The sequence below is a fragment of the Citrobacter sp. wls711 genome, assembly GCF_005281055.1.
Taxonomy (GTDB): Bacteria; Pseudomonadota; Gammaproteobacteria; order Enterobacterales; family Enterobacteriaceae; genus Citrobacter; species Citrobacter gillenii.
Genome location: NZ_SZXC01000026.1, coordinates 21,589 through 45,295 on the forward strand (window position 1 = coordinate 21,589; position 23,707 = coordinate 45,295).

Here is a 23,707-nt window from a genome sequence, read left to right on the forward strand (position 1 = left end):
CTCCTCATCCTTTGACTGTCCTTTTCAGGACATAGAGGGAAAAGCATAGTCGAAAAATCTGACCTTAACCTGGCAATTGAGGGGTAACGGAGGGAAGGATTAGCAGTAACTCGGTGATAAATATAAAAAGACCGGCAAAACCTCAGGGGCTTTGCCGGTGGGGATGAATCGATGGACCTGACACGTGTGGAGCCATCAGGTCTGACGCAAATTCACCTGATCATTACAGCAGTTCAAACTCGCCCTGCTTCACTCTGGCAGAATCTACGCCGATAAAGACGTTGAATTTGCCCGGCTCCACATCGTATTGCATACGCTGGTTCCAGTATTTCAGCGCCTCAATATCAATCGGGAAACTGACCGTTTGCGTCTCGCCCGGTTTGAGATTCACCTTCTCAAATCCTTTCAGCTGTTTGACAGGGCGACTCATGGAAGCGGTCACATCCTGCAAATACATCTGAATCACCGTCGCTCCTTCGCGTTTGCCGGTGTTGGTAATCTGCACGCTGGCGGTGACCGTTCCATCACGCTTCATCGTTGGTGCAGAAAGCTTCACATCAGAAACGGTAAAGGTGGTGTAGCTCAGACCATAGCCAAAGGGATACAGCGGGCCGTTGGCTTCGTCAAAGTAGCGTGAGGTGTATTTATTCGGCTTATCGGCGTTATACGGACGACCGGTATTCAGGTGGCTGTAATAGACCGGGATCTGCCCGACAGAGCGCGGGAAAGACATCGGCAGTTTACCTGACGGGTTGTAATCGCCAAACAGGACATCGGCAATGGCGTTGCCGCCTTCCGTCCCGGCAAACCAGGTTTCCAGAATCGCGTCGGCCTGCTGGTCTTCTTTCACCAGCGCCAATGGACGCCCGTTCATCAGCACCAGCACCAGCGGCTTGCCGGTGGCTTTCAGCGCGGTAATCAGGTCACGCTGGCTTTGCGGAATCGTGATATCGGTCCGGCTGGAGGCTTCATGCGCCATACCTTGCGCTTCACCGACCACAGCGACCACCACATCAGACTGCTGCGCGGCCTTGACCGCTTCATCAATCATGGCCTGCGGCGAGCGTGGGTCGACTTTCACCGCCTCTTCATACAGATTGAGGAAGTCGACAATGCCTTTATCGTTAGTGATATTCGCCCCTTTGGCGTACACCACGTTGCCCTTATCGCCGAGCGCATTTTTAATGCCCGTCAGCACCGTCACTGACTGTTCGGCAACGCCTGCGGCCGACCAACTGCCCATCACATCACGCTTGCTGTCCGCCAGTGGACCGACGACTGCCACGGTCCCCGATTTCTTCAGCGGCAACGTTTCCAGGCGGTTTTTCAGCAGCACCAGACTTTCGCGGGCAACGTCACGCGCGTCTTTACGGTGTAAACGGCTTTCCGCGTTGGTGTCCTGCGGGTCAGTCTCTTTGGCCCCCAGATGGCTGTACGGATCGTTAAACAGCCCCATATCATATTTGACGTTCAGCACATGACGCGCGGCATCGTCCAGTTCAGCCATCGTCACCTTACCTGACTTAATCAGGCCCGGCAGATACTTACTGTAATACTCATCGCTCATGCTCATGTTAATGCCGGACTTGATCGCCACGCGCACCGCGTCTTCCGGATCGGAGGCGGTACCATGTTTGATCAACTCTTTAATCGCGCCGTGATCGGAAACGGTAATCCCTTTAAAGCCCCACTCATCGCGCAGCACATCTTTCAACAACCAGGCGTCAGAAGTCGCAGGGGTGCCGTTCAGCGAGTTAAGACCCACCATCACCGCCCCGCTCCCGGCGTCTAACCCGGCTTTGTACGGTGGCATATAGTCGTTAAACAACCGCTGCGGACTCATATCCACGGTGTTGTACTCTTTTCCGCCTTCTACCGCGCCATAGGCGGCGAAGTGTTTGACGCTGGTCATCACCGAATAGCGATCGGCCGGGCTTTTACCCTGCATCGCTTCGACCATGGTTTTGCCCATCGTGGCGGTCAAATAGGTATCTTCCCCGAAACCTTCTGAGGCGCGTCCCCAGCGTGGATCGCGCGAGACATCAACCATTGGCGCCCAGGTCATATTCAGGCCATCGTCTGCGGCTTCATAGGCAGAAACGCGCCCCACCGTTCTGACCGCATCCAGATTAAACGATGACGCCAGACCGAGGCTTATCGGGAACACGGTGCGCTGACCGTGCAGTACGTCATAGGCGAAAAAGAGAGGGATTTTCAGGCGGCTGAGTTCCATCACCTGATCCTGCATTTTACGAATATCCTCGCGGGTAACGGTGTTAAAAATCGCCCCAACCTGCCCGTCTTTGATCATCTCACGGATGGCTTCTTTCGGGTTATCCGGCCCGACGCTTATCAAACGTAATTGGCCGATCTTCTCATCGACGGTCATCTGTTTGAGTAAATCGGTAACAAATGCATCCCGTGCTTCAGGGGTCAGAGGATGGTTACCAAACAAGGAGTCCGCCAGCGCTGGCTGCAACGCCAGGCTCACCGCGATACCTACAGAACAAAGCCATTTCATGTTGATTCTCTCTTTATTTTTTCCCGACGAGGCAGCGAAAATATAACAAAAACCGCAGTTTGCCGTAAGCCTAAACGGGAGAGATAAAGAAAGCTAAGGTTATTCTCCTAATTTTCAAATCCGGGATGAATGAAGCACAGCCAATTCAGAGACAACCTGAATGAGAAAGCGTATTGTCATACAGAGCGCTATGCTTGTTTCTGATATTTTTTCCCACCACAAGGAGTGGAGAATGTCTTCCATTACAACAACCGATAATAAAGCGTTGCTTAACGAACTGGCCCGTCTGGTGGGTCATTCGCACCTGCTTACCGAACCGTCTAAAACGGCCCGCTATCGCAAGGGCTTCCGCTCAGGTCAGGGCGAGGCGTTAGCCGTTGTCTTTCCTGGCTCATTGCTGGAACTGTGGCGTGTGCTGAACGCCTGCGTCGTCGCCGACAAAATTATCCTGATGCAGGCCGCCAACACCGGGCTAACCGAAGGCTCTACGCCCAGCGGCAATGACTACGATCGCGAGATTGTTATTATCAGCACCCTGCGCCTCGACAAACTGCACGTCATCGGCAAAGGCGAACAGGTTCTGGCGTATCCCGGCACCACGCTCTATTCGCTGGAAAAAGCACTCAAGCCATTTGGTCGCGAACCGCATTCGGTGATTGGCTCTTCATGCATTGGCGCATCGGTGATTGGTGGGATTTGCAACAACTCCGGCGGCTCGTTGGTACAGCGCGGCCCGGCATATACCGAGATGTCGCTGTTTGCACGAATTGACGAACAGGGCAAATTACAGCTGGTCAACCATCTGGGTATCGAACTGGGCCAGACGCCGGAGCAGATCCTCAGCAAACTTGATGACGAACGCATTAAAGATGACGATGTACATCACGACGGGCGTCACGCGCACGATCACGATTACGTTACCCGCGTCAGAGATATCGAAGCCGATACCCCCGCACGCTATAACGCCGACCCGGATCGGCTGTTTGAATCTTCCGGCTGTGCGGGAAAACTGGCGGTGTTTGCGGTGCGCCTCGACACCTTTGAAGCCGAGAAAAATCAGCAGGTGTTTTATATCGGTACCAATCAGCCAGAGGTGCTGACGGAGATCCGCCGTCATATTCTGGCAAAGTTCGAACACCTGCCGGTCGCCGGCGAGTACATGCACCGTGATATCTACGATATCGCCGAGCAGTACGGCAAAGATACGTTCCTGATGATAGACAAGCTCGGCACTGACAAAATGCCGTTCTTCTTTACCCTGAAAGGTCGCACCGACGCGATGCTGGAAAAAGTGAAAATTTTCCGCCCGCACTTTACCGACCGTGCCATGCAGAAATTTGGCCATTTATTCCCCAGCCATTTACCGGCGCGGATGAAAAGCTGGCGCGATAAATACGAACACCACCTGCTGTTAAAAATGGCCGGTGGCGGCGTGGCCGAAGCACAAAACTGGTTGACTGAGTTTTTCAAAACGGCCGAGGGCGATTTCTTTGCCTGTACGCCGGAAGAAGGCAGTAAAGCCTTTTTACACCGCTTTGCTGCAGCCGGGGCGGCGATTCGCTATCAGGCCGTCCATGCCGATGAGGTCGAAGATATTCTGGCGCTGGATATTGCGTTGCGCCGTAACGACACGGAATGGTATGAGCATCTGCCGCCCGAGATCGACAGTAAGCTGGTGCATAAGCTCTATTACGGACACTTTATGTGCTATGTCTTCCATCAGGATTACATTGTGAAGAAAGGTGTGGATGCGCATGCGCTGAAAGAGCAAATGCTGGAACTGTTGCAGGCTCGCGGGGCGCAGTACCCGGCAGAGCACAATGTGGGACACCTGTACAAAGCGCCGGAAACCTTGACGCGTTTTTATCGCGACAACGATCCGACCAACAGCATGAACCCAGGGATCGGTAAAACCAGTAAACAGAAGTTCTGGAAAGAATCGTAGGCCCGATAAGCGTAAGCGCCATCGGGCACGTTGCCGGGGGCGCTTCGCTTGCCCGGCCTACGGTTTAATCGTTCTGCGCAGTTTGTTCACCCGTCGCCGCCATCTGTGCGGCTTTTTGCTTTTTATAGCTCAGTGCCGCCGCCGGAACCGGCATCACCTTGCCAGTTTCTATCCAGGTACGTAAACGGCTGGCATCGGCAAAATGGGTGTATTTACCAAACGCATCCATCACCACCAGCGCCACCGGTTTGTTGTTGATGACCGTGCGCATCACCAGACAGTGACCCGCCGCGTTGGTAAAGCCGGTTTTGGTGAGCTGGATATTCCAGTTATCGCGGTACACCAGATGGTTGGTGTTGCGGAACGGCAGCGTATAGGCCGGGTTGGCAAAGGTGGCCATGTCTTCACGCGTGGTACTTAACTGACCAATCAGCGGATACTGTTTGCTGGCAATCAGTAATTTAGTGAGGTCACGGGCGGTCGACACGTTATGAATGGATAACCCTGTCGGTTCCACAAAGCGGGTCTGAGTCATCCCCAGTGATTTCGCTTTGGCATTCATCGCTTTGATAAACGCGTTATAACCGCCAGGATAATGATGCGCCAGGCTTGCCGCCGCACGGTTCTCCGATGACATCAGCGCCAGCAGCAGCATGTCTTTGCGGCTGATTTCACTGTTCAGCCGTACACGAGAATAGATGCCTTTCATTTCTGGCGTCTGGCTGATATCTACTTTCAGCTTTTCGTTCAGCGGCAGTCGTGCATCCAGCACCACCATCGCCGTCATTAATTTGGTGATCGACGCAATCGGACGCACGAGGTCCGGATGGTTCGAATAGATGACCTTGTTGGTATTCAAATCAACAATCATCGCACTACCAGACGCAATCTCGGGTTGAGAGGCCGCTGCGGTAGCCGCCGTTTTCGCCACGGCTTGGGGTGCAAAAGGAACTGCCAGCACCAAGGCAAGGCTTAATAATGAAACTCGAAATTTAAGCATGATGAGATTTCTGATAATGGTTCACGCACGTCACAACGCACACCGCCCGAGATAGAGAATAATCTCAAGCTAGCGCAGGCATCATAACCACCCGGCAGCATTGCCGCCACCGGAGAATCATCTCGAAATGCTGCGTTGCTGGCTTTTACACCAGCAACGCAGAGTAGACAGGTTGTTAGCTTAGAACAATCGGTATCCGTACCCCCACAGGATAACCGTAATCGCCAGCAGAACTTCGAGCACCAGGACGCCAATTGCCAGCGTTGAGCTGGAAAAGCTGAGTCCTTCCTCTCTGCTGATATTCAGGAATGTCGGGATGCCGAGATACAGCAAATAGCCGGTGTAAAACAGCGCGATAGTTCCGACTAAGGCACACAGCCAGACCAGCGGATACAGCGCCACCAGCCCACTTAAAAACAGCGGTGTGGCGACATAGCCGGCAAAGACCATGCAATGTGCCAGCGACGGGCGCTGCGGATAGTTACGTGCCATCCACCAGATAACCCTGCCCATCACGGCCACGCCGGCCAGCATCACACCGTAAAACAGAATTGCCATCGCAAATCCGGTCAACAGGGATAACTGCAATACGTTGCCGTCGCCAAAATTCCAGCCAATTTGCGTGGTGCCAATAAATGCGCAAATGACCGGGATGGCCGCCATCAGCAGAACATGGTGGGTATAGTGATGCGAAACACTTTCGTTTTCGCTGTTGATCACGTGCATTTCACGATCGGGATGGGAAAATAGCCCCCAGACATGGTTCATACCGCCCCCTTCTTGTCAGCTCCGGACCTCAACACTTCAAGTATAATTCAGCTTTTGATTATTTTATGTACACGGTAAAAATACCGATGCGCTGGGTGACGGCTTTTCCGGCATTAACAATTCATCAGGTGTATGCTAATGGTTGTGGAGGTCATACAGACGTATGGATATAAACAATCTTATTGCCCAGTACGGCTATGCGGCGCTCATCATTGGCAGCCTGGCCGAAGGCGAAACCATTACCCTGTTGGGCGGCGTGGCGGCGCATCAGGGATTACTCAAATTTCCGCTGGTTGTTGTCTCCGTTGCGCTGGGGGGAATGATTGGCGATCAGTTGCTGTATCTGCTTGGTCGTCGTTACGGCGGCAACATTCTCCGTCGCTTCTCGCGTCATCGGGCAAAAATTCAGTATGCACAGAAAATGATCCAGCGGCGCCCATACCTGTTCGTGGTCGGGACACGTTTTATGTATGGCTTTCGGGTCATTGGCCCCTTGCTGATTGGTGCCAGTCACCTGCCGCCGAAAATCTTTTTACCGCTGAATATTCTCGGCGCACTGGTCTGGGCCTTGCTGTTTACTACCCTTGGTTATGTGGGTGGAGAAGTGGTCGCGCCGTGGCTGCACAGCCTCGACCAGCATATCAAGCATGGGGTATGGCTGATTCTGGTTGTTGGGCTGGTGGCGGCGGTCCGCTGGTGGATGAAACGGCGCAATAAACAAAAAACCGACCCGACAGCCTGAATCTGCCGAGCCAGACTCTCAGGATGCGTGGTATCCGCCACCCAGGGCGCTGGTGAGCTGAATAGACGCATCCAGCCACTGACCTTGTAGTATCAGGCCGTTACACTGTTCACGCAGTGCCGGAATTTTTGCCTCACTGACGCGGGAGCCGGCGATAATCCCGGCGTTGAACCGCGCCTGCGCAAGCCCCACTACCCGCTGCGCGTCATGTTCGATCTGCAGCTGATGCTGATTCTTCTGCGCCAGCGTACCCACCTGCGTTGCCGCACGCGCGACATCATTCACCGCATCAACCACCGCTTTATTGTAATTGGCCACGGTCAGGTTACTTTGCGCTTTGGTGATGTCGAGATTCGCATTCAACCTGCCGCTGTCGAAGATCGGGAGCGTTAATCCGGCGGTGACCCCCATTTGTTGGGCAGAATGGCGGAACAGATCGCTCAGATGTAAAGCATCCTGCTGCAGGAAGGCCATCAGGTTAACGTCGGGATAAAATGCCGCTTTTGCCGCATCAATACTGCTCAGAGAAGATTCAATGTACCAGTGAGCCGCCTGCAGGTCCGGTCGGCGGGCCAGCAAGGAATAACCTAACTGGGACGGCAACTGGCTTTCGACGACCGGCATCGTGGTGGCATGCAGCTTCAGCGAGGTGGACTGCGTGTTGGTCAGCGCGCTCAACCGCGCCTCGATGACCTTCATTTTCCCGTTGACGTCGTTGAGTTGCTGCTCCGTTTTACCGGAATCAATATCGGTTTCAACGCCTTCTACCGAGGAGGTCAACCCGTTTTGGTACAGCTCGCGATCGATGGTAATCACATTTTGCTGCTCGGTTTCGATTTGCGTCAGCACGGTCTTCAGCGCCGCCTGCGTCTGCCATTCCCAGTATAAGCGGGAGACACCGCTCGCCAACAGCTGTCGGGTTTGCTCGCGCTCAGCTTCACGCGCTTTGACTGCACCAATGCGTGCTGTTACCTCCGCCCGATTCTTACCCCACAGATCCAGATTCCAGCCAGCGGTTAATCCCATGGTGCCATTGGTGTACCACGGCCCGGTGGTGCCCGCCGCCGGATCGGTGAGGGCAAACGGTCCCATCAAGCCTTCTGCCGACATTTTCTGGCGCTCGACGTCTGCCGAGAAATCAATCTGCGGACCATCCTGCGCCTCAACGGCCTTCGCCTGCGCCTCTGCCAGTTGGATACGCTGCTCTGCCACCTGCATATCAGGCGAATTCTTTAACGTGCTGTCAATCAACGCATTCAACTGGGGATCGTGATATGCCTTCCACCATTGGCTATCCGGCCAGCCATTTTTTAATGCCGCAGGTAACGCGGAGTCCACATTTTCAGCGGCCGTCTGCTGTGAGAGCGACTGGCGGGTATCGTGCATTGGGGCACAACCGGGCAGCAGAATAAAAAGCGGCAAGCATGCCGCTGCAAGAAGCACAGAATTACGATTCATGGGGATATACAGGTAAGAAATGATGTGCAAAGAGTACGACTTGTCGCAGATGCTTTTTTAGTTACGCGTGGCAATACATCTTTAGACATCAAAATATATAATTAGAAAAATATATTCCCGTTTAATGATACGGATAAAATAATTCTAATAATTTATGAATGGAGGCCCGATGTCACAAAATATCTATGATGATCCGCATTTCTTTGCCGGATATGCCACGCTGGACCGCTCCGTAAAAGGACTCGACGGCGCGCCCGAATGGCCAGCATTACAGGCCATGCTCCCTCCGTTACACGATAAGCGCATTCTCGATTTAGGCTGCGGATACGGCTGGTTTTGCCGCTACGCACGCGATAACCACGCGGCAAGCGTCGTGGGCTTAGATATTTCAGAGAAAATGTTAACCCAGGCTCGCAACATGACCACCGGAGAGGGTATTTCGTACCAGCGCGAAGATCTTGACACGCTGACGTTGACCGCGGATTCCTTTGAGCTGGTTTATAGCTCGCTCGCCTTGCACTATTTGCAGGATATAGAGCGATTATTGGTAACCATTTACCAGGCGTTAACACCAGGCGGAATGTTGGTCTTTTCGGCAGAACATCCGATTTATACTGCGCCCCTCACCCAGGGTTGGATAAAAGACAAAACCGGGCAACTCTCCTGGCCGGTGAATCACTATCAGCAGGAAGGTGAACGCATCAGCAACTGGTTTGCTGAAGGGGTAAAAAAACAACACCGCAAGCTGGCAACCTGGATCAACGCGCTGATTGGCGCCGGGTTTGAGATTGTCTGTGTTGATGAGTGGGGACCGTCTGCTGAACAGATTGCCGCCAACCCCGCGCTGGATGAAGAGAAAGAGCGCCCGATGGTGTTTCTGCTCAGCGCACGTAAGCCGGCATAACTGTGCCTGCAGGCAGAGTTTTCAATAGTTTCCTATACTAAATTTGAACTTACCAAAAAGGGAAGGCTAATGAAAATTCTGCTGTGGGCTATTTTAATTATTTTTCTGATTGGACTGTTGGTGGTGACTGGCGTGTTTAAGATGATTTTCTGACATCAATGCCGGATGGCGGCGTAAACGCCGTCTCCGGCCAGTAATATAATGACCGGTTAAATCTCAATGGTCTGAATCGCCCGCGCGATATCCGGTGAATTATTGAGAGCGCGAATCTCCTGAAACAGCATCGTCGCTTCGGCATATTCTTTGCGTAAATATCCCAGCCACTGCTTAATACGCGCCACATGATATAGCCCGGTATCGCCCTGCTTTTCCAGACGGGTATATTTTTTCAGTAATGTCACCACGTCGGGCCACGGCATCCGCGGTTCGTTGTATTTCACCACCCGACTCAGATTCGGGATATTTAGCGCCCCGCGTCCGATCATCACCGCATCACATCCGGTGACCGCCATACACTCTTGCGCGCTCTGCCAGTCCCAGATTTCACCGTTGGCGATAACCGGGATCGTAAGACGCTGGCGGATCTCACCGATAGCCTGCCAGTTGATATGCTCCGCTTTATACCCTTGCTCTTTGGTGCGGCCATGAACCGCCAGTTCGCTGGCACCCGCCTGCTGAACGGCATCGGCGATTTCAAACTGCCGGTCGCTGCTGTCCCAGCCCAGGCGCACTTTCACCGTTACCGGCAAATGACCCGGCACCGCCTCGCGCATCGCCTTCGCGCCCTGATAGATAAGTTCAGGATCTTTCAATAGCGTTGCGCCGCCACCGCTGCCGTTAACCAGTTTTGACGGGCAGCCACAGTTCAGATCGACGCCGTACGACCCCAGCTCAACCGCGCGGGCCGCGTTCTCTGCCAGCCATTGTGGATGCTGCCCCAGCAGTTGGATGCGCACCTGCGTGCCGGATGGGGTACGGCTGTTGTTATGCAGCTCCGGGCAGATCCGATGAAATACTTTTGCTGGCAGGAGCTGATCCACCACGCGCACAAATTCGGTAATGCACAGATCATAATCATTAACTTCAGTCAGCAGCTCGCGCACCAGTGAGTCGAGCACGCCTTCCATCGGCGCCAGTAAAACACGCATATTGTTACCTGCAAAAAAGAGAGGCGCTATGGTAGCGTCTCCGTACAAGAGATCAAAGCACTGTCAGCAGCACACAGGCGTCAGCCTGTCGATTGGGGCTATTGCCTGATGTTCCAGTTATCTATTTCCACTATGCTTAGAATTCATGATGTGATCGGTAGCACGTTTTTAAGTTTAATTGTATGATGAATAGGTCTCGTCAAGGGTTTCTACTATGAGCAAGTCACTGAACATTATCTGGCAATATTTACGCGCGTTTATCCTGATTTATGCCTGCCTGTACGCGGGTATTTTTCTTGCCTCACTGCTGCCTATCACCATCCCGGGCAGCATTATTGGCATGCTGATTCTGTTTGTTCTGCTGGCATTACAGATACTGCCAGCGAAATGGGTTAACCCCGGTTGCTACGTCCTGATTCGTTACATGGCGCTGCTGTTTGTCCCGATTGGCGTCGGGATCATGCAGTACTTTGACTTGCTGCGCGCGCAATTTGGACCGGTCGTGGTGTCCTGCACCATCAGTACGCTGGTCGTTTTCCTGGTGGTGAGCTGGAGCTCACACCTTGTGCACGGTGAACGCAAAATCGTTGGGCAAAAAGGGTCAAAAGAATGATGGCGTATATCTGGTGGTCGTTACCCCTCACGCTGGCGGTATTTTTTGGCGCACGTAAGCTGGCAATGCGGATCAAAATGCCGCTACTGAACCCGCTGCTGGTTGCCATGGTGGTGATTATTCCTTTTCTGATCCTGACCGGCATTCCCTACGATCACTATTTCAAAGGTAGCGAAGTGCTGAACGATTTACTGCAACCTGCCGTGGTCGCGTTGGCATACCCGCTGTACGAACAGCTGCACCAAATCCGCGCCCGCTGGAAATCTATTATTGCCATCTGCTTTGCCGGTAGCATTGTGGCGATGGTCACCGGGACCACTATTGCGTTACTGATGGGGGCATCGCCAGAAATTGCCGCATCTATAATGCCTAAATCGGTCACCACGCCGATCGCCATGGCGGTAGGGGGTAGCATCGGCGGTATTCCTGCTATCAGCGCCGTCTGCGTCATCTTTGTTGGGATCCTGGGTGCCGTGTTTGGCCACACGCTGTTAAATGCGATGCGCATTCGCACCAAGGCGGCGCGTGGACTGGCAATGGGGACCGCGTCACACGCCCTGGGTACGGCACGCTGCGCGGAGCTTGATTACCAGGAAGGTGCGTTCAGTTCCCTGGCACTGGTTATTTGCGGGATCATCACCTCGCTGGTGGCCCCCTTCCTGTTCCCGGTGATTCTGGCTGTAGTCGGTTAGCGCCATTTTTAGTTCATTTATTTGCGATGCGTTGCACATTTTTCATTTAAGTTTCATGAGTTGCATACACAGTGAGATTTGGATCACATATAAAGCCGTAACAGGCCCGTAAACTACGATTCCATTACATTGTTATGAGGCATCGCCATGCATCCACGTTTTCAAACTGCTTTCGCCCAACTCGCGGGTAACGTGCAATCAGCCCTGGCCCCCCTTCTGGCGGATGTCCATTTCCCCGCCATGTTGACTGCGGAGCAGGTCTCTTTGCTGAAACGCGAATCGGGACTGGACGAAGACGCGCTGGCATTCGCTCTGCTGCCGCTGGCTGCCGCCTGCGCACGTACCGATCTGTCCCATTTTAACGTTGGTGCCATTGCGCGCGGCGTCAGTGGCAACTGGTATTTTGGTGGCAATATGGAATTCCTCGGCGCGACGATGCAGCAAACCGTTCATGCCGAGCAAAGCGCCATCAGTCACGCCTGGCTGCGCGGAGAAAAGGGACTCGCCGCCATTACCGTCAACTACACCCCCTGCGGCCACTGCCGTCAGTTTATGAACGAGCTGAACAGCGGGCTGGATTTACGCATTCATTTGCCGGGTCGTGAGCCGCACGCGCTGCGTGACTACCTGCCGGATGCTTTTGGTCCGAAAGATCTCGACATCAAAACATTGCTGATGGATGAGCAGGATCACGGCTTTGCGCTGCAAGGTGACGCGCTGACGCAGGCGGCGATCGCCGCAGCCAACCGCTGCCATATGCCGTACAGCAACGCCCCAAGCGGTGTGGCACTGGAATGCAAAGACGGTCAAATCTTCAGCGGTAGCTACGCTGAAAACGCCGCCTTTAACCCCACGCTGCCTCCGCTGCAGGGTGCATTAAACCTGTTGAATCTGAACGGCTACGATTACCCGGATATTCAAAGCGCCGTACTGGCAGAAAAAGCCGATGCGCCGTTGATCCAGTGGGATGCCACTGCCGCTACCTTGAAAGCTCTGGGCTGCAACCACATCGAGCGCGTTTTGCTAGCGTAAAAAGGTCGTCATGTAGGCCGGATAAGGCAACGCCGCCATCAGGCATTATCGCCATAGCCTGATGGCAACGCGTTAGCGTCTTATCTGACCTACATGATCTAAACAGTATTGCTGAAAATCCCCTCAATCAGACTGCTGTTTCTTGCGCTACGCCGTCGGGTACAGTAGCCTGATTAACATTCCATCCCATTGCCGAGTTATCTACATGTTAAAGCGCGTGTTTTACAGCTTGTTAGTCCTGTCAGGCTTACTGCTGTTGACGGTGCTTGGCCTCGACCGATGGATGAGCTGGAAGACGGCACCCTATATCTACGACGAATTGCAGGATTTACCCTACCGTCAGGTCGGCGTGGTATTAGGCACCGCGAAATACTATCGCACCGGCGTGATTAACCAGTATTACCGCTACCGCATTCAGGGCGCATTAAACGCGTATAACAGCGGTAAGGTGAATTATCTGCTGCTCAGCGGCGACAATGCCCAGCAAAACTACAACGAACCGATGACGATGCGTAAAGATCTGATTGCCGCTGGCGTCGATCCTGCCGACATCGTGCTTGATTACGCCGGTTTCCGTACACTTGACTCCATTGTGCGCACCCGCAAAGTATTTGATACCAACGATTTCATCATTATCACTCAGCGATTCCACTGCGAGCGCGCGTTGTTTATTGCGCTGCATATGGGCATTCAAGCCCAGTGCTACGCGGTACCGTCGCCAAAAGATATGCTGACCGTACGCGTACGCGAATTTGGCGCACGTTTTGGCGCCCTGGCCGATCTCTATCTTTTTAAACGTGAGCCGCGTTTTTTAGGTCCGCTGGTGCCCATCCCGGCCCTGCACCAGGTTCCGGATGATGCGCAGGGCTACCCGGCGGTCACACCTGAACAATTGTTAGAATTACAAAAGAAACAAGGAAAGTAAGCATGGATGTACAAACCCTCTTCGTCGTTTTAGCCTTTCTGTTAATCCCTGTATTTTGTTTTCGTGAAGCCTGGAAAGGCTGGCGTACAGGTGCGGTGGATAAAATAAAGAAGAACGCCCGTGAGCCCGTTTATGCCTATCGTCATCAAGAACCGCTGCAATTCTGGTCATACGTTCTTGTTTACGCCGGATGCGGATGTTTATCTTTTGGCATGGTGATTTATTTAATCTTTTATCGATAAAATCCAGTTACTAATATTAGCGCTTGAGAATAGCTAATATTATGATAATAATTCCTATTTTAACATAAGGGATTAATGCTGCTTATCGGCATTTCCCTCACACCATCTTTTATTTGTGAAACCTTTCACAGAATACTCTTCCTGCAATGCTTAGCCTTAAGTAAGGCTTTTTTATTTTTATATTTTTTCATTAACAGTTCGCCTTAATTTACTCAAGCATTAAGGAAGAAAAGATGCCACAACAAAATTATTTGGATGAGCTAACGCCCGCTTTCACCCCCTTATTAGCAATAAAAGAGGCCTCGCGTTGTTTATTATGTCACGATGCCCCCTGTAGTCAGGATTGTCCGGCACAAACTGACCCAGGGAAATTTATCCGCTCCATCTATTTTCGCAATTTTAAGGGTGCAGCCGAAACTATTCGCGAAAATAATGCGCTCGGCGCCATTTGTGCCCGGGTATGCCCCACCGAAAAATTATGCCAGCGTGGATGTACGCGCTCAGGAATAGATAAACCGATCGATATTGCACGCCTGCAACGTTTTATTACCGATTTTGAACAGCAGACTGCGATGAAAATTTATCAACCGGCAACCAAAACACGTGGCAGAGTCGCCATTATCGGCGCAGGGCCAGCTGGGTTGCAGGCCAGCGTGACGTTGAGTAACCTGGGTTATGACGTAACGATCTACGAAAAGCAGGCTCAGCCGGGTGGCTGGCTACGCTTTGGCATTCCTGAGTTTCGCCTGCCCCAGTCTGTTTTGGATCTTGAGATTGCTCGTATCGTAGAAATGGGCGTCACCATCAAGTGCGATTGCGAAGTCGGCAACACGATCGCCGTCGAACAACTCAAAGCTGAAAATCGCGCCGTGCTGGTGACTGTTGGGATGTCTTATGGTTCCACCCTGCCATTATTTGACGAGGCGGATAACGTTGAGATTGCCGTCGATTTCTTGCAACGCGCGCGACAGGCGCACGGTGATATCACCTTACCGCAGAGTGCGTTAATTATCGGCGGGGGCGATGTCGCCATGGATGTCGCCAGCACGCTGAAACTCCTCGGCTGCCCGTCAGTTATCTGTGTCGCTCGTGAAGAATTAGCTGAATTTCCCGCCAGTGACAAAGAGTTTACCAGCACGCAGGCATTAGGCGTGTCGATCATCGACGGTTTTACGCCGGTAGCTGTTGCCGGAAATAAAGTCACCTTTAAACACGTGCGTCTGCCAGGGGAACTCTCTCTTGAAGCCGAGCATATTATTCTCGCCGTCGGCCAACACGCGCAGTTGGATGCGTTTCACGCGTTAACAGCGCAACGTAATCTTATTGAAACCCACAATTATCAAACCGCCGATCCGGTTATTTTCGCCGCTGGCGATATTGTCAAAGGAGATAAAACCGTGGTGTCTGCCGTGAAAACCGGTAAAGAAGCCGCTCAGGCAATTCATCACTATTTAGAGGGGGCTTACTCATGTTAACGAAAGATCTTTCTATTACCTTTTGCGGCGTAAAATTCCCCAACCCGTTTTGCCTCTCTTCTTCACCGGTAGGCAACTGCTTCGAGATGTGCGCCAAAGCTTATGACACCGGCTGGGGCGGCATTGTGTTTAAAACAATTGGTTTTTTTATTGCCAACGAAGTCTCCCCACGGTTTGACCATCTGACAAAAGAAGATACCGGCTTTATCGGCTTCAAGAATATGGAGCAGATTGCCGAACATCCGCTGGAAGAGAACCTGGCCGCTATTCGTAAACTGAAACAACATTACCCTGATAAGGTGCTGATTGCGTCAATCATGGGCGAAAATGAGCAGCAATGGCAGGAGCTGGCACGACTGGTTGAAGAAGCCGGTGCGGATATGATTGAGTGCAACTTCTCGTGTCCGCAGATGACTTCACATGCGATGGGTAGCGATGTCGGGCAAAGCCCGGAGTTGGTTGAGAAATACTGTCGGGCAGTTAAACGCGGTTCCTCCCTACCGATGTTAGCCAAAATGACGCCAAATATCGGTGATATGTGTGAAGTCGCTCTGGCGGCTAAACACGGAGGCGCTGACGGTATCGCGACCATTAACACCGTAAAATCCATCACCAATATCGACCTGAAGCGGAAAATCGGCATGCCGGTGGTCAACGGGAAATCCAGTATTTCTGGCTATTCCGGCAAGGCGGTAAAACCCATCGCACTGCGCTTTATCCAACAACTGCGTTCGCACCCAGAACTGCATGATTTCCCGATTAGCGGCATTGGCGGTATTGAAACCTGGGAAGATGCTGCCGAATTCTTGCTGTTAGGCGCAGCCACGCTGCAGGTCACCACCGGGATCATGCAGTACGGCTACCGTATTGTGGAAGATATGACCAGCGGACTGTCGCACTATCTTGCCGATCAGGGGTTTAACTCACTGGAAGAGATGGTCGGTCTTGCCAATGCCAATATTATTCCGGCTGAAGATCTTGACCGTAGTTACATCGTCTACCCCCATATCAACCTCGAAAAATGCGTCGGCTGCGGACGCTGCTATATCTCCTGCTATGACGGCGGACATCAGGCGATGGAGTGGGATGAGCAGACCCGTACACCGCACTGCGACACGGAAAAATGCGTCGGCTGCTTGCTGTGTGGTCACGTTTGTCCGGTCGCCTGCATCGATTTAGGCGAGGTCAAATTCAAAACAGGTGAGAAAGCACATGCAGTAACGCTGTAACACAAGTAACAAAAAGCCCGGTGCAGTCATTTCTCTGCCCCGGGCTTTTTGTTGTCTATCGTTACTTCTTACGCGCGTATTTCAGTGAGTCCAGCGCCACGGCGAAGATAATAATGCCGCCTTTAATGATGTACTGCCAGTAAGGGTTCACGCCGATGTAGGTCAGGCCATAGTTGATGACGGTGAAGATTATCACACCGGTCACTACGCCAAAGACGGTACCGACCCCACCACTGAACGACACGCCGCCCACGACACAGGCCGCAATGGCATCAAGCTCATACATAAAGCCGAGGTTGTTGGTTGCCGAGCCGATACGCCCTGCTTCCAGCAAACCACCGAAGGCATAGAACACCCCGGACAGCGCATAGATAATCAGCAGGTTCAGCGCAACGTTAACACCCGACACTTTCGCCGCTTCCGGGTTACCGCCAATGGCAAAAATGTTTTTACCGAAGCGGGTCTTGTTCCACAGTACCCAAACAAAGGCCACCGCAATCAGCGCATAGAAGGTGATGTAGGAGAGTCGGAAACTCCCCAGCGCAATAAAGCCCTGCGCAAAGGTGGAGAACCCGCTGTCAAAGCCAGAAATAGGCGATGCTCCAACGAAGTCGTAATACAGTGAGTTGATCCCGTACACGATGATCATCGTACCAAGGGTAGTGATAAACGGCGTCACGTTCAGGTAAGCAATGATGATACCGTTCACCAGGCCGATAATGGCACCGATGGCACAAACAATCAGAACCACCACGATGATCGGCATGGTGGCCATTTCCGGGAACACCTTGTTGGCGTTATCCATCGACTGCAGCAAGGTCGCTGCCACCACGGCAGCCAGGCCGACCTGACGCCCGGCAGACAGATCGGTCCCTTGAGTGACAATTAGACCAGCAACGCCCAGTGCGATAATAATACGGACCGAGGATTGGGTCAGGATGTTACTCAAGTTCAGTAAACTTAAGAATGTGGGGTCCTGGAAAATAATAATGGCCAGCAGAACTAAAAGAACAACGTAAATCCCGCCTTCTTTCAGGTAAGTAAGAAAACTTTTCTTATTTAACGCACTCATGAGGAGCCCCTAATCTTAAAGGTGCAAAGACGCAAGACGGAGGATTTCGTTTTGCGTTGTTGTTTTAGTGTCAACAATTCCAGCTACAAGACCATTGCTCATAACCAGAATACGATCGGTAATACCCAGCAGCTCCGGCATTTCAGAGGAGATGATGATAATCCCCTTCTCTTTTTTCGCCAGTTCAGCAATTAACTGATAAATTTCAAATTTTGCACCAACATCGATTCCTCGCGTAGGTTCATCCAGCATCAGTATCTCTGGCTGCGTTAACAACCAACGACCAATAACCACCTTTTGCTGATTACCGCCAGACAGTGAACCAATTTGCGTACGATGGCCCGGGGTTTTCACCCTCATTGAGTCAATAACCCATTGGGTATCGCTCTTCATGCGGGAATTATCCAACAGACCCACTTTGTTTTTATAGTTCTGAATATTGGAGATTAACGAGTTAAATCCAATATCCAGATAGGCATAAATACCGGTTGAACGGCGCTCTTCCGTGACCAGCGCAAAACCATGGTTAATGGCTTCATTGGCGCTGTGGTTATTAATTTTTTTGCCGTGGAGCGTAATCGTACCCGATGATTTTTCACGAATACCAAAAAGGGTTTCAACGATATCCGTGCGTTTTGCGCCGACTAAACCGGCAATACCGAGGATTTCCCCTTTATGCAGATCAAAAGAGATATCACGAATTGACGGTTGACGTAACGACGTCAGATTGCGTACTTCAAGAATCACTTCACCAGGCGTGTTCTCTTTGTCCGGGAAACGTTGGTTCAGCGAACGTCCCACCATCATGGCGATGATCTTATCCATATCCAGCCCTTCAAGCGGCTGAGTGGCAATCCACTGACCATCACGCAGGACGGTGATTTCATCGCACAACTGGAAGATTTCTTCCATCTTGTGAGAAATATATACGATACCGCAGCCACGTTCTTTCAGCTTACGGATGATGGTGAACAGATGATTAACCTCTTTTTCGGTTAACGATGAGGTCGGTTCATCCATGATGACGATTTTGGCGTCATACGAAAAAGCTTTGGCAATTTCTATCATCTGCATTTGTGAAACCGATAACGTACCGACACGCGCACGCGGATCAATATCAATATCCAGCTCATCAAATATCGCTTTGGTATCACGGTACATTTTATCCTGGTCGACAAACATGCCTTTGGTGGGATAACGCCCCAGCCACATGTTGTCCATCACAGAACGTTGTAAAACCAGGTTTAATTCCTGGTGTACCATTGAAATACCGTTTTCAAGCGCTTCTTTAGCAGAATGAAAATCGATTTCTTTACCCTGAAATAAAATACTGCCGGAATCTTTTTGATAGATCCCAAAAAGACATTTTAATAATGTCGACTTTCCAGCACCATTCTCGCCCATCAAGGCATGAATAGAATGTGGGCGGACTTTTAAATTAACATTATCAAGAGCCTTAACGCCCGGAAAGGACTTGTTGATGCCGCTCATTTCCAACAAGTATTCGCCTGACGACTGAGTATTAGTGCTGACCATAATTATACCTTGTTGGCCTTGCAAAGCGTGTTATTAAGGGCGCAACCAAATTGCGCCCACAGACGGAGTATTTATTTGTTGGTGAACTCTGCCAGATTATCTTTATCGACGCCGACGTAAGGAATACGAACGATTTTATTCTCGATTTTCCAGGTCGTGCCATCCGCTGCGCCTTTGCCGGCCGCCAGGTTTTTCGCCAGATCGAAAGTCGCTTTCGCCTGGTTGTTAGCATCGTTCAGCACGGTACCGGCCATTGCGCCAGATTTAACCAGTGCCAGTGCTTCTGGCAGTGCATCCACGCCAAATACCGGTACGCTGGTTTTGTTGTGTGCTTTCAGCGCTTCTATCGCACCCATTGCCATAGCGTCGTTGTTCGCGATAACGACTTCAATTTTGTTAGCATTTGGACCGGACATCCACGCATCAACTTTATCTTTCGCCTGAGCGGTATCCCACATAGCGGTGTCTAACTGCAACTGCTCAGTTTTAATGCCTTTGTCGTTCAGCTCTTTAATCACGTAGGTGGTACGTGCTTCAGCATCCGGGTGTCCCGGCTCGCCTTTCAGCAGAACAAACTGAATTTTACCGTCTTTGTTCAGGTCCCAGTTCGGGTTTGCCGCCCAGTGCTTAGCAATCAAATCGCCCTGAATGATGCCGGATTCTTTGGAGTCAGTACCGACGTAGAAGGCTTTGTCATAGCTGTCCAGCGCTTTACGAGAAGGCTCTTTGTTGAAGAACACGATAGGAACGTTCTGACCGCGTGCTTTCTCAATGACCGTGCCCGCTGCTGCCGGGTCAACCAGGTTGATCGCCAGAGCTTTCACGCCTTTTGCCAGCAACACATCAATCTGATCGTTTTGTTTAGACTGATCGTTCTGGGAGTCATTCATCAGCAGCTGTACATCTGGCGCCGTTTTGGCATCTTTTTCGATTGCTTTACGTACCACAGACATAAAGTTATCGTCATACTTATAAATCGTCACACCAATACGGGTATCAGCAGCGTGCGCAGCCGCACCGAATAACATGCTTGCCATTACAGCAGACAGGGTCAACACCTTCTTATTCATGGTATCTCCGGTTTTATTATGCAGGGTAGTACTTGAGATAAATGCTCGGCGGGACAGAACGTTACTAAACTGTTACTGAACGCCGAAGCTCACTTTTAAAAATATTTCTTCCGTGTCTGGCAACGCTCCAAAAACAGGCTTTAATTGTTGTTTAAGACGCCCACACCTCGATGAAAGTGATTATTCAACGTTACATAGTAGTTACAGCGCAACAAACAGTGTCATCATAGCTATCGTATTGTTAAGATACTGTGAATTTACTCACAGATTGAAAGCGGTTACATCAGGTGACATTATCAGTTAGTGATCGGTGCCGCATTCTGTCGCAACGCCACAGAATGACGTCGCACCAACGTCGGCATAAAACAATGCGTTGCCGCCGGATCCAGCGTACCCGCCGCCCCTTGTAGCGCAAGCTCTGTCGCCATTTTCGCCATTGACGCAATGGGGTAGCGCACGGTGGTCAGTTGAGGGTCAGTGTAACGGGCAATCGGGATATCATCGAAACCAATGATAGACAGGTGTAATGGAATGGCGATGCCGTTGTCTTTTAACGCCGTCAGCGCTCCGGCAGCCATGTTGTCGTTGTAGGCAAAAACCGCCGTCAGTTGCAAATTGCGCCCCAACAACTCCACCATGGCTGATTCGCCCCCCGGCATATCCGGTGAACCGGTACCTACCCAGCTTTCCGCTGGCGTAATACCGTGTTCCTGCAACGCGCTCATCCAGCCCTCTTTACGCATCGCATCATCTTCAATTCGGTGGCTTGACGCCAGGTAGCCAATACGTTGATGACCGTTATTGAGCAGCATGCGGGTGGCCATTTTAGCTCCGCTGATATTGTCCAGGCAGACACAGCGATGGGCGTAACCCGGCACAATGCGATTGATGAGCACCATCCCCGGGATGTGTTCCATAAACTCGCCTAGCTCGCGATCGCTCAGCGCTTTTGAGTGGACAATCAAGGCATTACAACGTTGGCGGATCAGGACTTCGATGGCATGACGTTCTTTTTCAGCTTCATGATAACTGTTGCCAATCAGCACATATTTCTGGTGCTGCTGAGCCACCAGATCCACGGCTTTCACCAATGCACCAAAAAACGAATCTGATACATCCATCACCACGACCCCAATGGTGTCGCTCACCTGCGTCGCCAGCGCTTGCGCATTGGCATTGGGTCGATAGCCTAACTGTGTCACAGCCTTCATTACCGCTTCACGGGTGTCAGGACTCACCAACGCACTGTTATTCAGTACGCGGGAAACCGTCGCTACAGAAACGCCAGACTGCCGTGCCACATCACGTATGGTTACCATATTCACTGCCCTGTTTAAGATTGCGGTTGCCCACGGACACCCCAGGCTGGGTATTTTGTCAGCACGAGGTACAGGACTGCGTGAGTCATGTCACAGGAATGAAAACGGTTACATCCATTTTGTTAATGAATGTGATCCAGATCGTTATCTGGATGTTCGCGGCAATGATATCCCTGAAGCACGCAGGGTTAATTGACGCCATAGCCACTCCACCGGGCCCTGCCGGTAAAAACGCAGCCAAATGACGGAGAAAAGCAGGTTAACAGCCCAGACGGGAATAACGAAAAACAGCAGCGTCAGCCGGTCGAATTGCATAAACAAACCGAACTGATAAAACAGCGTGGTGCAGATAAGCGTCTGCAGCAGATAATTAGTCAGCGCCATGCGTCCTACGCAGGCAATAGCGATAACAATCTTAACGCGACTCAGTTGCGGCCAGAAACCAAACATCAACGCAGCGTAGCCGATGGTCTGAAACGGCGCGCTCAGTTCACGCGGGGCTTGTAGCAGGAAAGCACACCAGCGGTAGGCCCAGTCGAGATGCCACTGCAGCATAATCGCAGGCAGATTGATTGCCATACCGGTCACCACCAGCAGCATGCCTGTACGTCGATAATGCGACAAACTGTACTGCCCTTTCAGCCAGCCACTGCGCATTAATGCGGCACCCAACAGCATCATCCCCGCCAGTTGCCAGCCGTATTGCGCCCCCAGCGCCAGCAGGCTGTTTGACAGCATATCCACGCGGTTACTCACCGCCTCCATGCCGCCATTAATCTTCCAGTACTTTTCATACAGCAACGCGGAGGCATCCGGTGTCCAGGCGCGACTGGTTTCCCCCCCAGAAATCGAACCCAGCAGCAGCAGTACGCCGATCCCCACCAGATACAGCAGAGCACCGGTGTTAAACAGGCTTTTTACCGATGGGGCATCACGAATCAGCCGCCAGCCGATCAGGCCGATTAAGCCATACGCCAGCAGGATATCGCCATCCCAGAATAGTAAGCCGTGAATAAACCCCAGTAAGACCAGCAGCGTGAGTCGCGACTGGATCCAGCGTTTTCCGCGGGGCAGCAGCATTTGCAGGCCCGCGCCGAAGAGCAGAGCGAACAGCGTGAGGAATTTTACCTGTGCGAAGAGATCAAGCACCGCCCAGGTCCAGGCATCCGATAAAGGAATGCTGCCAGACCAGGCCGGATTGAGGTATGCCGCCTTTGGCAAACCAAAGGCGCTGATATTGAGAAGCAGGATCCCGAGGATGGCAACGCCACGAATAAAATCCAGCGTGACATTACGCTCCATGGTCCTGCCCTTGTCAGTTGTGGTGACGTACAGCGCGCAGGAATTCCTGACGCGTATTCTGGCTGGATTTAAATAATCCGCCCAGTGAGGTGGTCGTAGTGGCGCTGGTCGCATCGCGAATACCGCGCGCTTTCACACAGTAATGCACCGCATCAATCGACACCGCCACATTATTGGTTCCCAGCAGGGTTTGCAGTGCGGTCAGGATTTGTTGGGTCAGACGCTCCTGTACCTGCGGACGCTGGGCAAAGAATTGCACGATACGGTTAATCTTCGACAAACCAATCACGGATTCTTTCGGGATATACGCCACCGTCGCTTTGCCATCGATAGTGACAAAGTGATGTTCGCAGGTGCTGGTCAGCGTGATATCACGAACGGTGACCATTTCATCAACCTTCATTTTGTTTTCAATGACGGTGATTTTGGGAAAATTGGCGTAATCGAGACCGGAAAAAATCTCATCGACATACATTTTTGCGATGCGATGCGGCGTTTCCATCAGGCTGTCATCGCTCAAATCGAGATTGAGCAATTGCATAATCTCGGTCATATGGCCGGAGATAAGACGTTTGCGCGTTTCGTTATCCATCTCTTGCACGGGCGGGCGCAGCGGTGTTTCGAGACCACGCGCAACCAGCGCTTCATGAACCAGGGCCGCTTCTTTACTGAGTGATGACATTTATTCTTCTCCTGCAGGTGTGGCGCCTCTGC

22 protein-coding genes are annotated in these 23,707 nt (G+C 51.9%); 11 read left to right on the forward strand and 11 right to left on the reverse strand.

Going from position 1 to position 23,707, the window contains the following annotated elements; all coding sequences use genetic code 11:
• Positions 1 to 223 precede the first annotated feature (223 nt).
• Complete coding sequence (bglX, locus tag FDW98_RS11570; RefSeq protein ID WP_096756503.1) at positions 224 to 2,521, reverse strand: beta-glucosidase BglX; 2,298 nt, start codon at positions 2,519 to 2,521, stop codon at positions 224 to 226.
• 232 nt (positions 2,522 to 2,753) lie between these two features.
• Here bglX and dld point away from each other — a divergent pair, with 232 nt between their 5' ends.
• The gene (dld, locus tag FDW98_RS11575) at positions 2,754 to 4,466 is read left to right on the forward strand and encodes a D-lactate dehydrogenase (protein WP_096756502.1); all 1,713 of its coding nucleotides are present in this window, start codon (positions 2,754 to 2,756) and stop codon (positions 4,464 to 4,466) included.
• A 64-nt stretch (positions 4,467 to 4,530) separates the two neighbouring features.
• On the opposite strand, the gene pbpG is transcribed toward dld, so the two are convergent.
• Both pbpG and FDW98_RS11585 read right to left on the reverse strand, forming a co-directional pair.
• Entirely contained in the window at positions 4,531 to 5,466 is a 936-nt protein-coding gene (gene pbpG / locus FDW98_RS11580) for a D-alanyl-D-alanine endopeptidase (protein ID WP_096756501.1), read from the reverse strand.
• Positions 5,467 to 5,646: 180 nt separating this feature from the next.
• Positions 5,647 to 6,234: a Yip1 family protein gene (locus FDW98_RS11585; RefSeq protein ID WP_096756500.1), complete on the reverse strand. Its 588-nt coding sequence runs from the start codon at positions 6,232 to 6,234 to the stop codon at positions 5,647 to 5,649.
• Positions 6,235 to 6,397: 163 nt separating this feature from the next.
• On the opposite strand from FDW98_RS11585, the gene FDW98_RS11590 reads away from it, so the two are divergent.
• The gene (locus FDW98_RS11590; protein WP_096756499.1) at positions 6,398 to 6,976 is read left to right on the forward strand and encodes a DedA family protein; all 579 of its coding nucleotides are present in this window, start codon (positions 6,398 to 6,400) and stop codon (positions 6,974 to 6,976) included.
• Between the two features lie 18 nt (positions 6,977 to 6,994).
• Here the strand turns inward: FDW98_RS11590 and mdtQ are convergent, their stop codons facing one another.
• On the reverse strand, positions 6,995 to 8,434 hold the full coding sequence (mdtQ, locus tag FDW98_RS11595; protein ID WP_096756498.1) for a multidrug resistance outer membrane protein MdtQ: 1,440 nt from the start codon (positions 8,432 to 8,434) through the stop codon (positions 6,995 to 6,997).
• 169 nt (positions 8,435 to 8,603) lie between these two features.
• Here mdtQ and FDW98_RS11600 point away from each other — a divergent pair, with 169 nt between their 5' ends.
• Positions 8,604 to 9,338 carry a bifunctional 2-polyprenyl-6-hydroxyphenol methylase/3-demethylubiquinol 3-O-methyltransferase UbiG gene (locus FDW98_RS11600; RefSeq protein ID WP_096756497.1) on the forward strand — a complete coding sequence of 245 codons (735 nt, stop codon included), beginning with the start codon at positions 8,604 to 8,606 and terminating at the stop codon, positions 9,336 to 9,338.
• Between the two features lie 69 nt (positions 9,339 to 9,407).
• Positions 9,408 to 9,491 carry a small membrane protein YohP gene (yohP, locus tag FDW98_RS11605; RefSeq protein ID WP_000698460.1) on the forward strand — a complete coding sequence of 28 codons (84 nt, stop codon included), beginning with the start codon at positions 9,408 to 9,410 and terminating at the stop codon, positions 9,489 to 9,491.
• Positions 9,492 to 9,547: 56 nt separating this feature from the next.
• Here the strand turns inward: yohP and dusC are convergent, their stop codons facing one another.
• Complete coding sequence (gene dusC, locus FDW98_RS11610; RefSeq protein WP_096756495.1) at positions 9,548 to 10,486, reverse strand: tRNA dihydrouridine(16) synthase DusC; 939 nt, start codon at positions 10,484 to 10,486, stop codon at positions 9,548 to 9,550.
• Between the two features lie 214 nt (positions 10,487 to 10,700).
• Here dusC and FDW98_RS11615 point away from each other — a divergent pair, with 214 nt between their 5' ends.
• The 7 genes from FDW98_RS11615 (at position 10,701) to preA (ending at position 16,694) form a co-directional block, all read left to right on the forward strand.
• Positions 10,701 to 11,099 carry a CidA/LrgA family protein gene (locus FDW98_RS11615; RefSeq protein WP_096756494.1) on the forward strand — a complete coding sequence of 133 codons (399 nt, stop codon included), beginning with the start codon at positions 10,701 to 10,703 and terminating at the stop codon, positions 11,097 to 11,099.
• Positions 11,096 to 11,791, forward strand: a complete 696-nt coding sequence (locus FDW98_RS11620; RefSeq protein WP_096756493.1) for a CidB/LrgB family autolysis modulator — start codon at positions 11,096 to 11,098, stop codon at positions 11,789 to 11,791. Before FDW98_RS11615 ends, FDW98_RS11620 begins: the two co-directional genes overlap by 4 nt.
• Positions 11,792 to 11,938: 147 nt before the next feature.
• Complete coding sequence (gene cdd, locus FDW98_RS11625; RefSeq protein WP_096756492.1) at positions 11,939 to 12,823, forward strand: cytidine deaminase; 885 nt, start codon at positions 11,939 to 11,941, stop codon at positions 12,821 to 12,823.
• 205 nt (positions 12,824 to 13,028) lie between these two features.
• Entirely contained in the window at positions 13,029 to 13,748 is a 720-nt protein-coding gene (sanA, locus tag FDW98_RS11630) for an outer membrane permeability protein SanA (RefSeq protein ID WP_096756491.1), read from the forward strand.
• A 2-nt stretch (positions 13,749 to 13,750) separates the two neighbouring features.
• On the forward strand, positions 13,751 to 13,990 hold the full coding sequence (locus FDW98_RS11635; protein ID WP_096756490.1) for a DUF2542 family protein: 240 nt from the start codon (positions 13,751 to 13,753) through the stop codon (positions 13,988 to 13,990).
• Positions 13,991 to 14,223: 233 nt separating this feature from the next.
• Complete coding sequence (locus tag FDW98_RS11640) at positions 14,224 to 15,465, forward strand: NAD(P)-dependent oxidoreductase (protein ID WP_096756489.1); 1,242 nt, start codon at positions 14,224 to 14,226, stop codon at positions 15,463 to 15,465.
• Complete coding sequence (preA, locus tag FDW98_RS11645; protein ID WP_096756488.1) at positions 15,459 to 16,694, forward strand: NAD-dependent dihydropyrimidine dehydrogenase subunit PreA; 1,236 nt, start codon at positions 15,459 to 15,461, stop codon at positions 16,692 to 16,694. The genes FDW98_RS11640 and preA overlap by 7 nt, the downstream gene beginning before the upstream one ends.
• A 61-nt stretch (positions 16,695 to 16,755) precedes the next feature.
• Here preA and mglC read toward each other — a convergent pair whose 3' ends face one another.
• The 6 genes from mglC to folE form a co-directional block, all read right to left on the reverse strand.
• Positions 16,756 to 17,766 carry a galactose/methyl galactoside ABC transporter permease MglC gene (gene mglC / locus FDW98_RS11650; RefSeq protein ID WP_096756487.1) on the reverse strand — a complete coding sequence of 337 codons (1,011 nt, stop codon included), beginning with the start codon at positions 17,764 to 17,766 and terminating at the stop codon, positions 16,756 to 16,758.
• A gap of 15 nt (positions 17,767 to 17,781) precedes the next feature.
• Positions 17,782 to 19,302 (reverse strand): galactose/methyl galactoside ABC transporter ATP-binding protein MglA, encoded by a 1,521-nt coding sequence (mglA, locus tag FDW98_RS11655; protein WP_096756486.1) that lies wholly within the window; start codon positions 19,300 to 19,302, stop codon positions 17,782 to 17,784.
• A 71-nt stretch (positions 19,303 to 19,373) separates the two neighbouring features.
• Entirely contained in the window at positions 19,374 to 20,372 is a 999-nt protein-coding gene (gene mglB / locus FDW98_RS11660; protein ID WP_096756485.1) for a galactose/glucose ABC transporter substrate-binding protein MglB, read from the reverse strand.
• Positions 20,373 to 20,668: 296 nt separating this feature from the next.
• Entirely contained in the window at positions 20,669 to 21,691 is a 1,023-nt protein-coding gene (gene galS / locus FDW98_RS11665) for an HTH-type transcriptional regulator GalS (protein ID WP_096756484.1), read from the reverse strand.
• A gap of 144 nt (positions 21,692 to 21,835) precedes the next feature.
• The gene (yeiB, locus tag FDW98_RS11670) at positions 21,836 to 22,993 is read right to left on the reverse strand and encodes a DUF418 domain-containing protein YeiB (RefSeq protein ID WP_096756483.1); all 1,158 of its coding nucleotides are present in this window, start codon (positions 22,991 to 22,993) and stop codon (positions 21,836 to 21,838) included.
• A 13-nt stretch (positions 22,994 to 23,006) separates the two neighbouring features.
• On the reverse strand, positions 23,007 to 23,675 hold the full coding sequence (folE, locus tag FDW98_RS11675; RefSeq protein ID WP_096756482.1) for a GTP cyclohydrolase I FolE: 669 nt from the start codon (positions 23,673 to 23,675) through the stop codon (positions 23,007 to 23,009).
• Between the last annotated feature and the right edge of the window lie 32 nt (positions 23,676 to 23,707).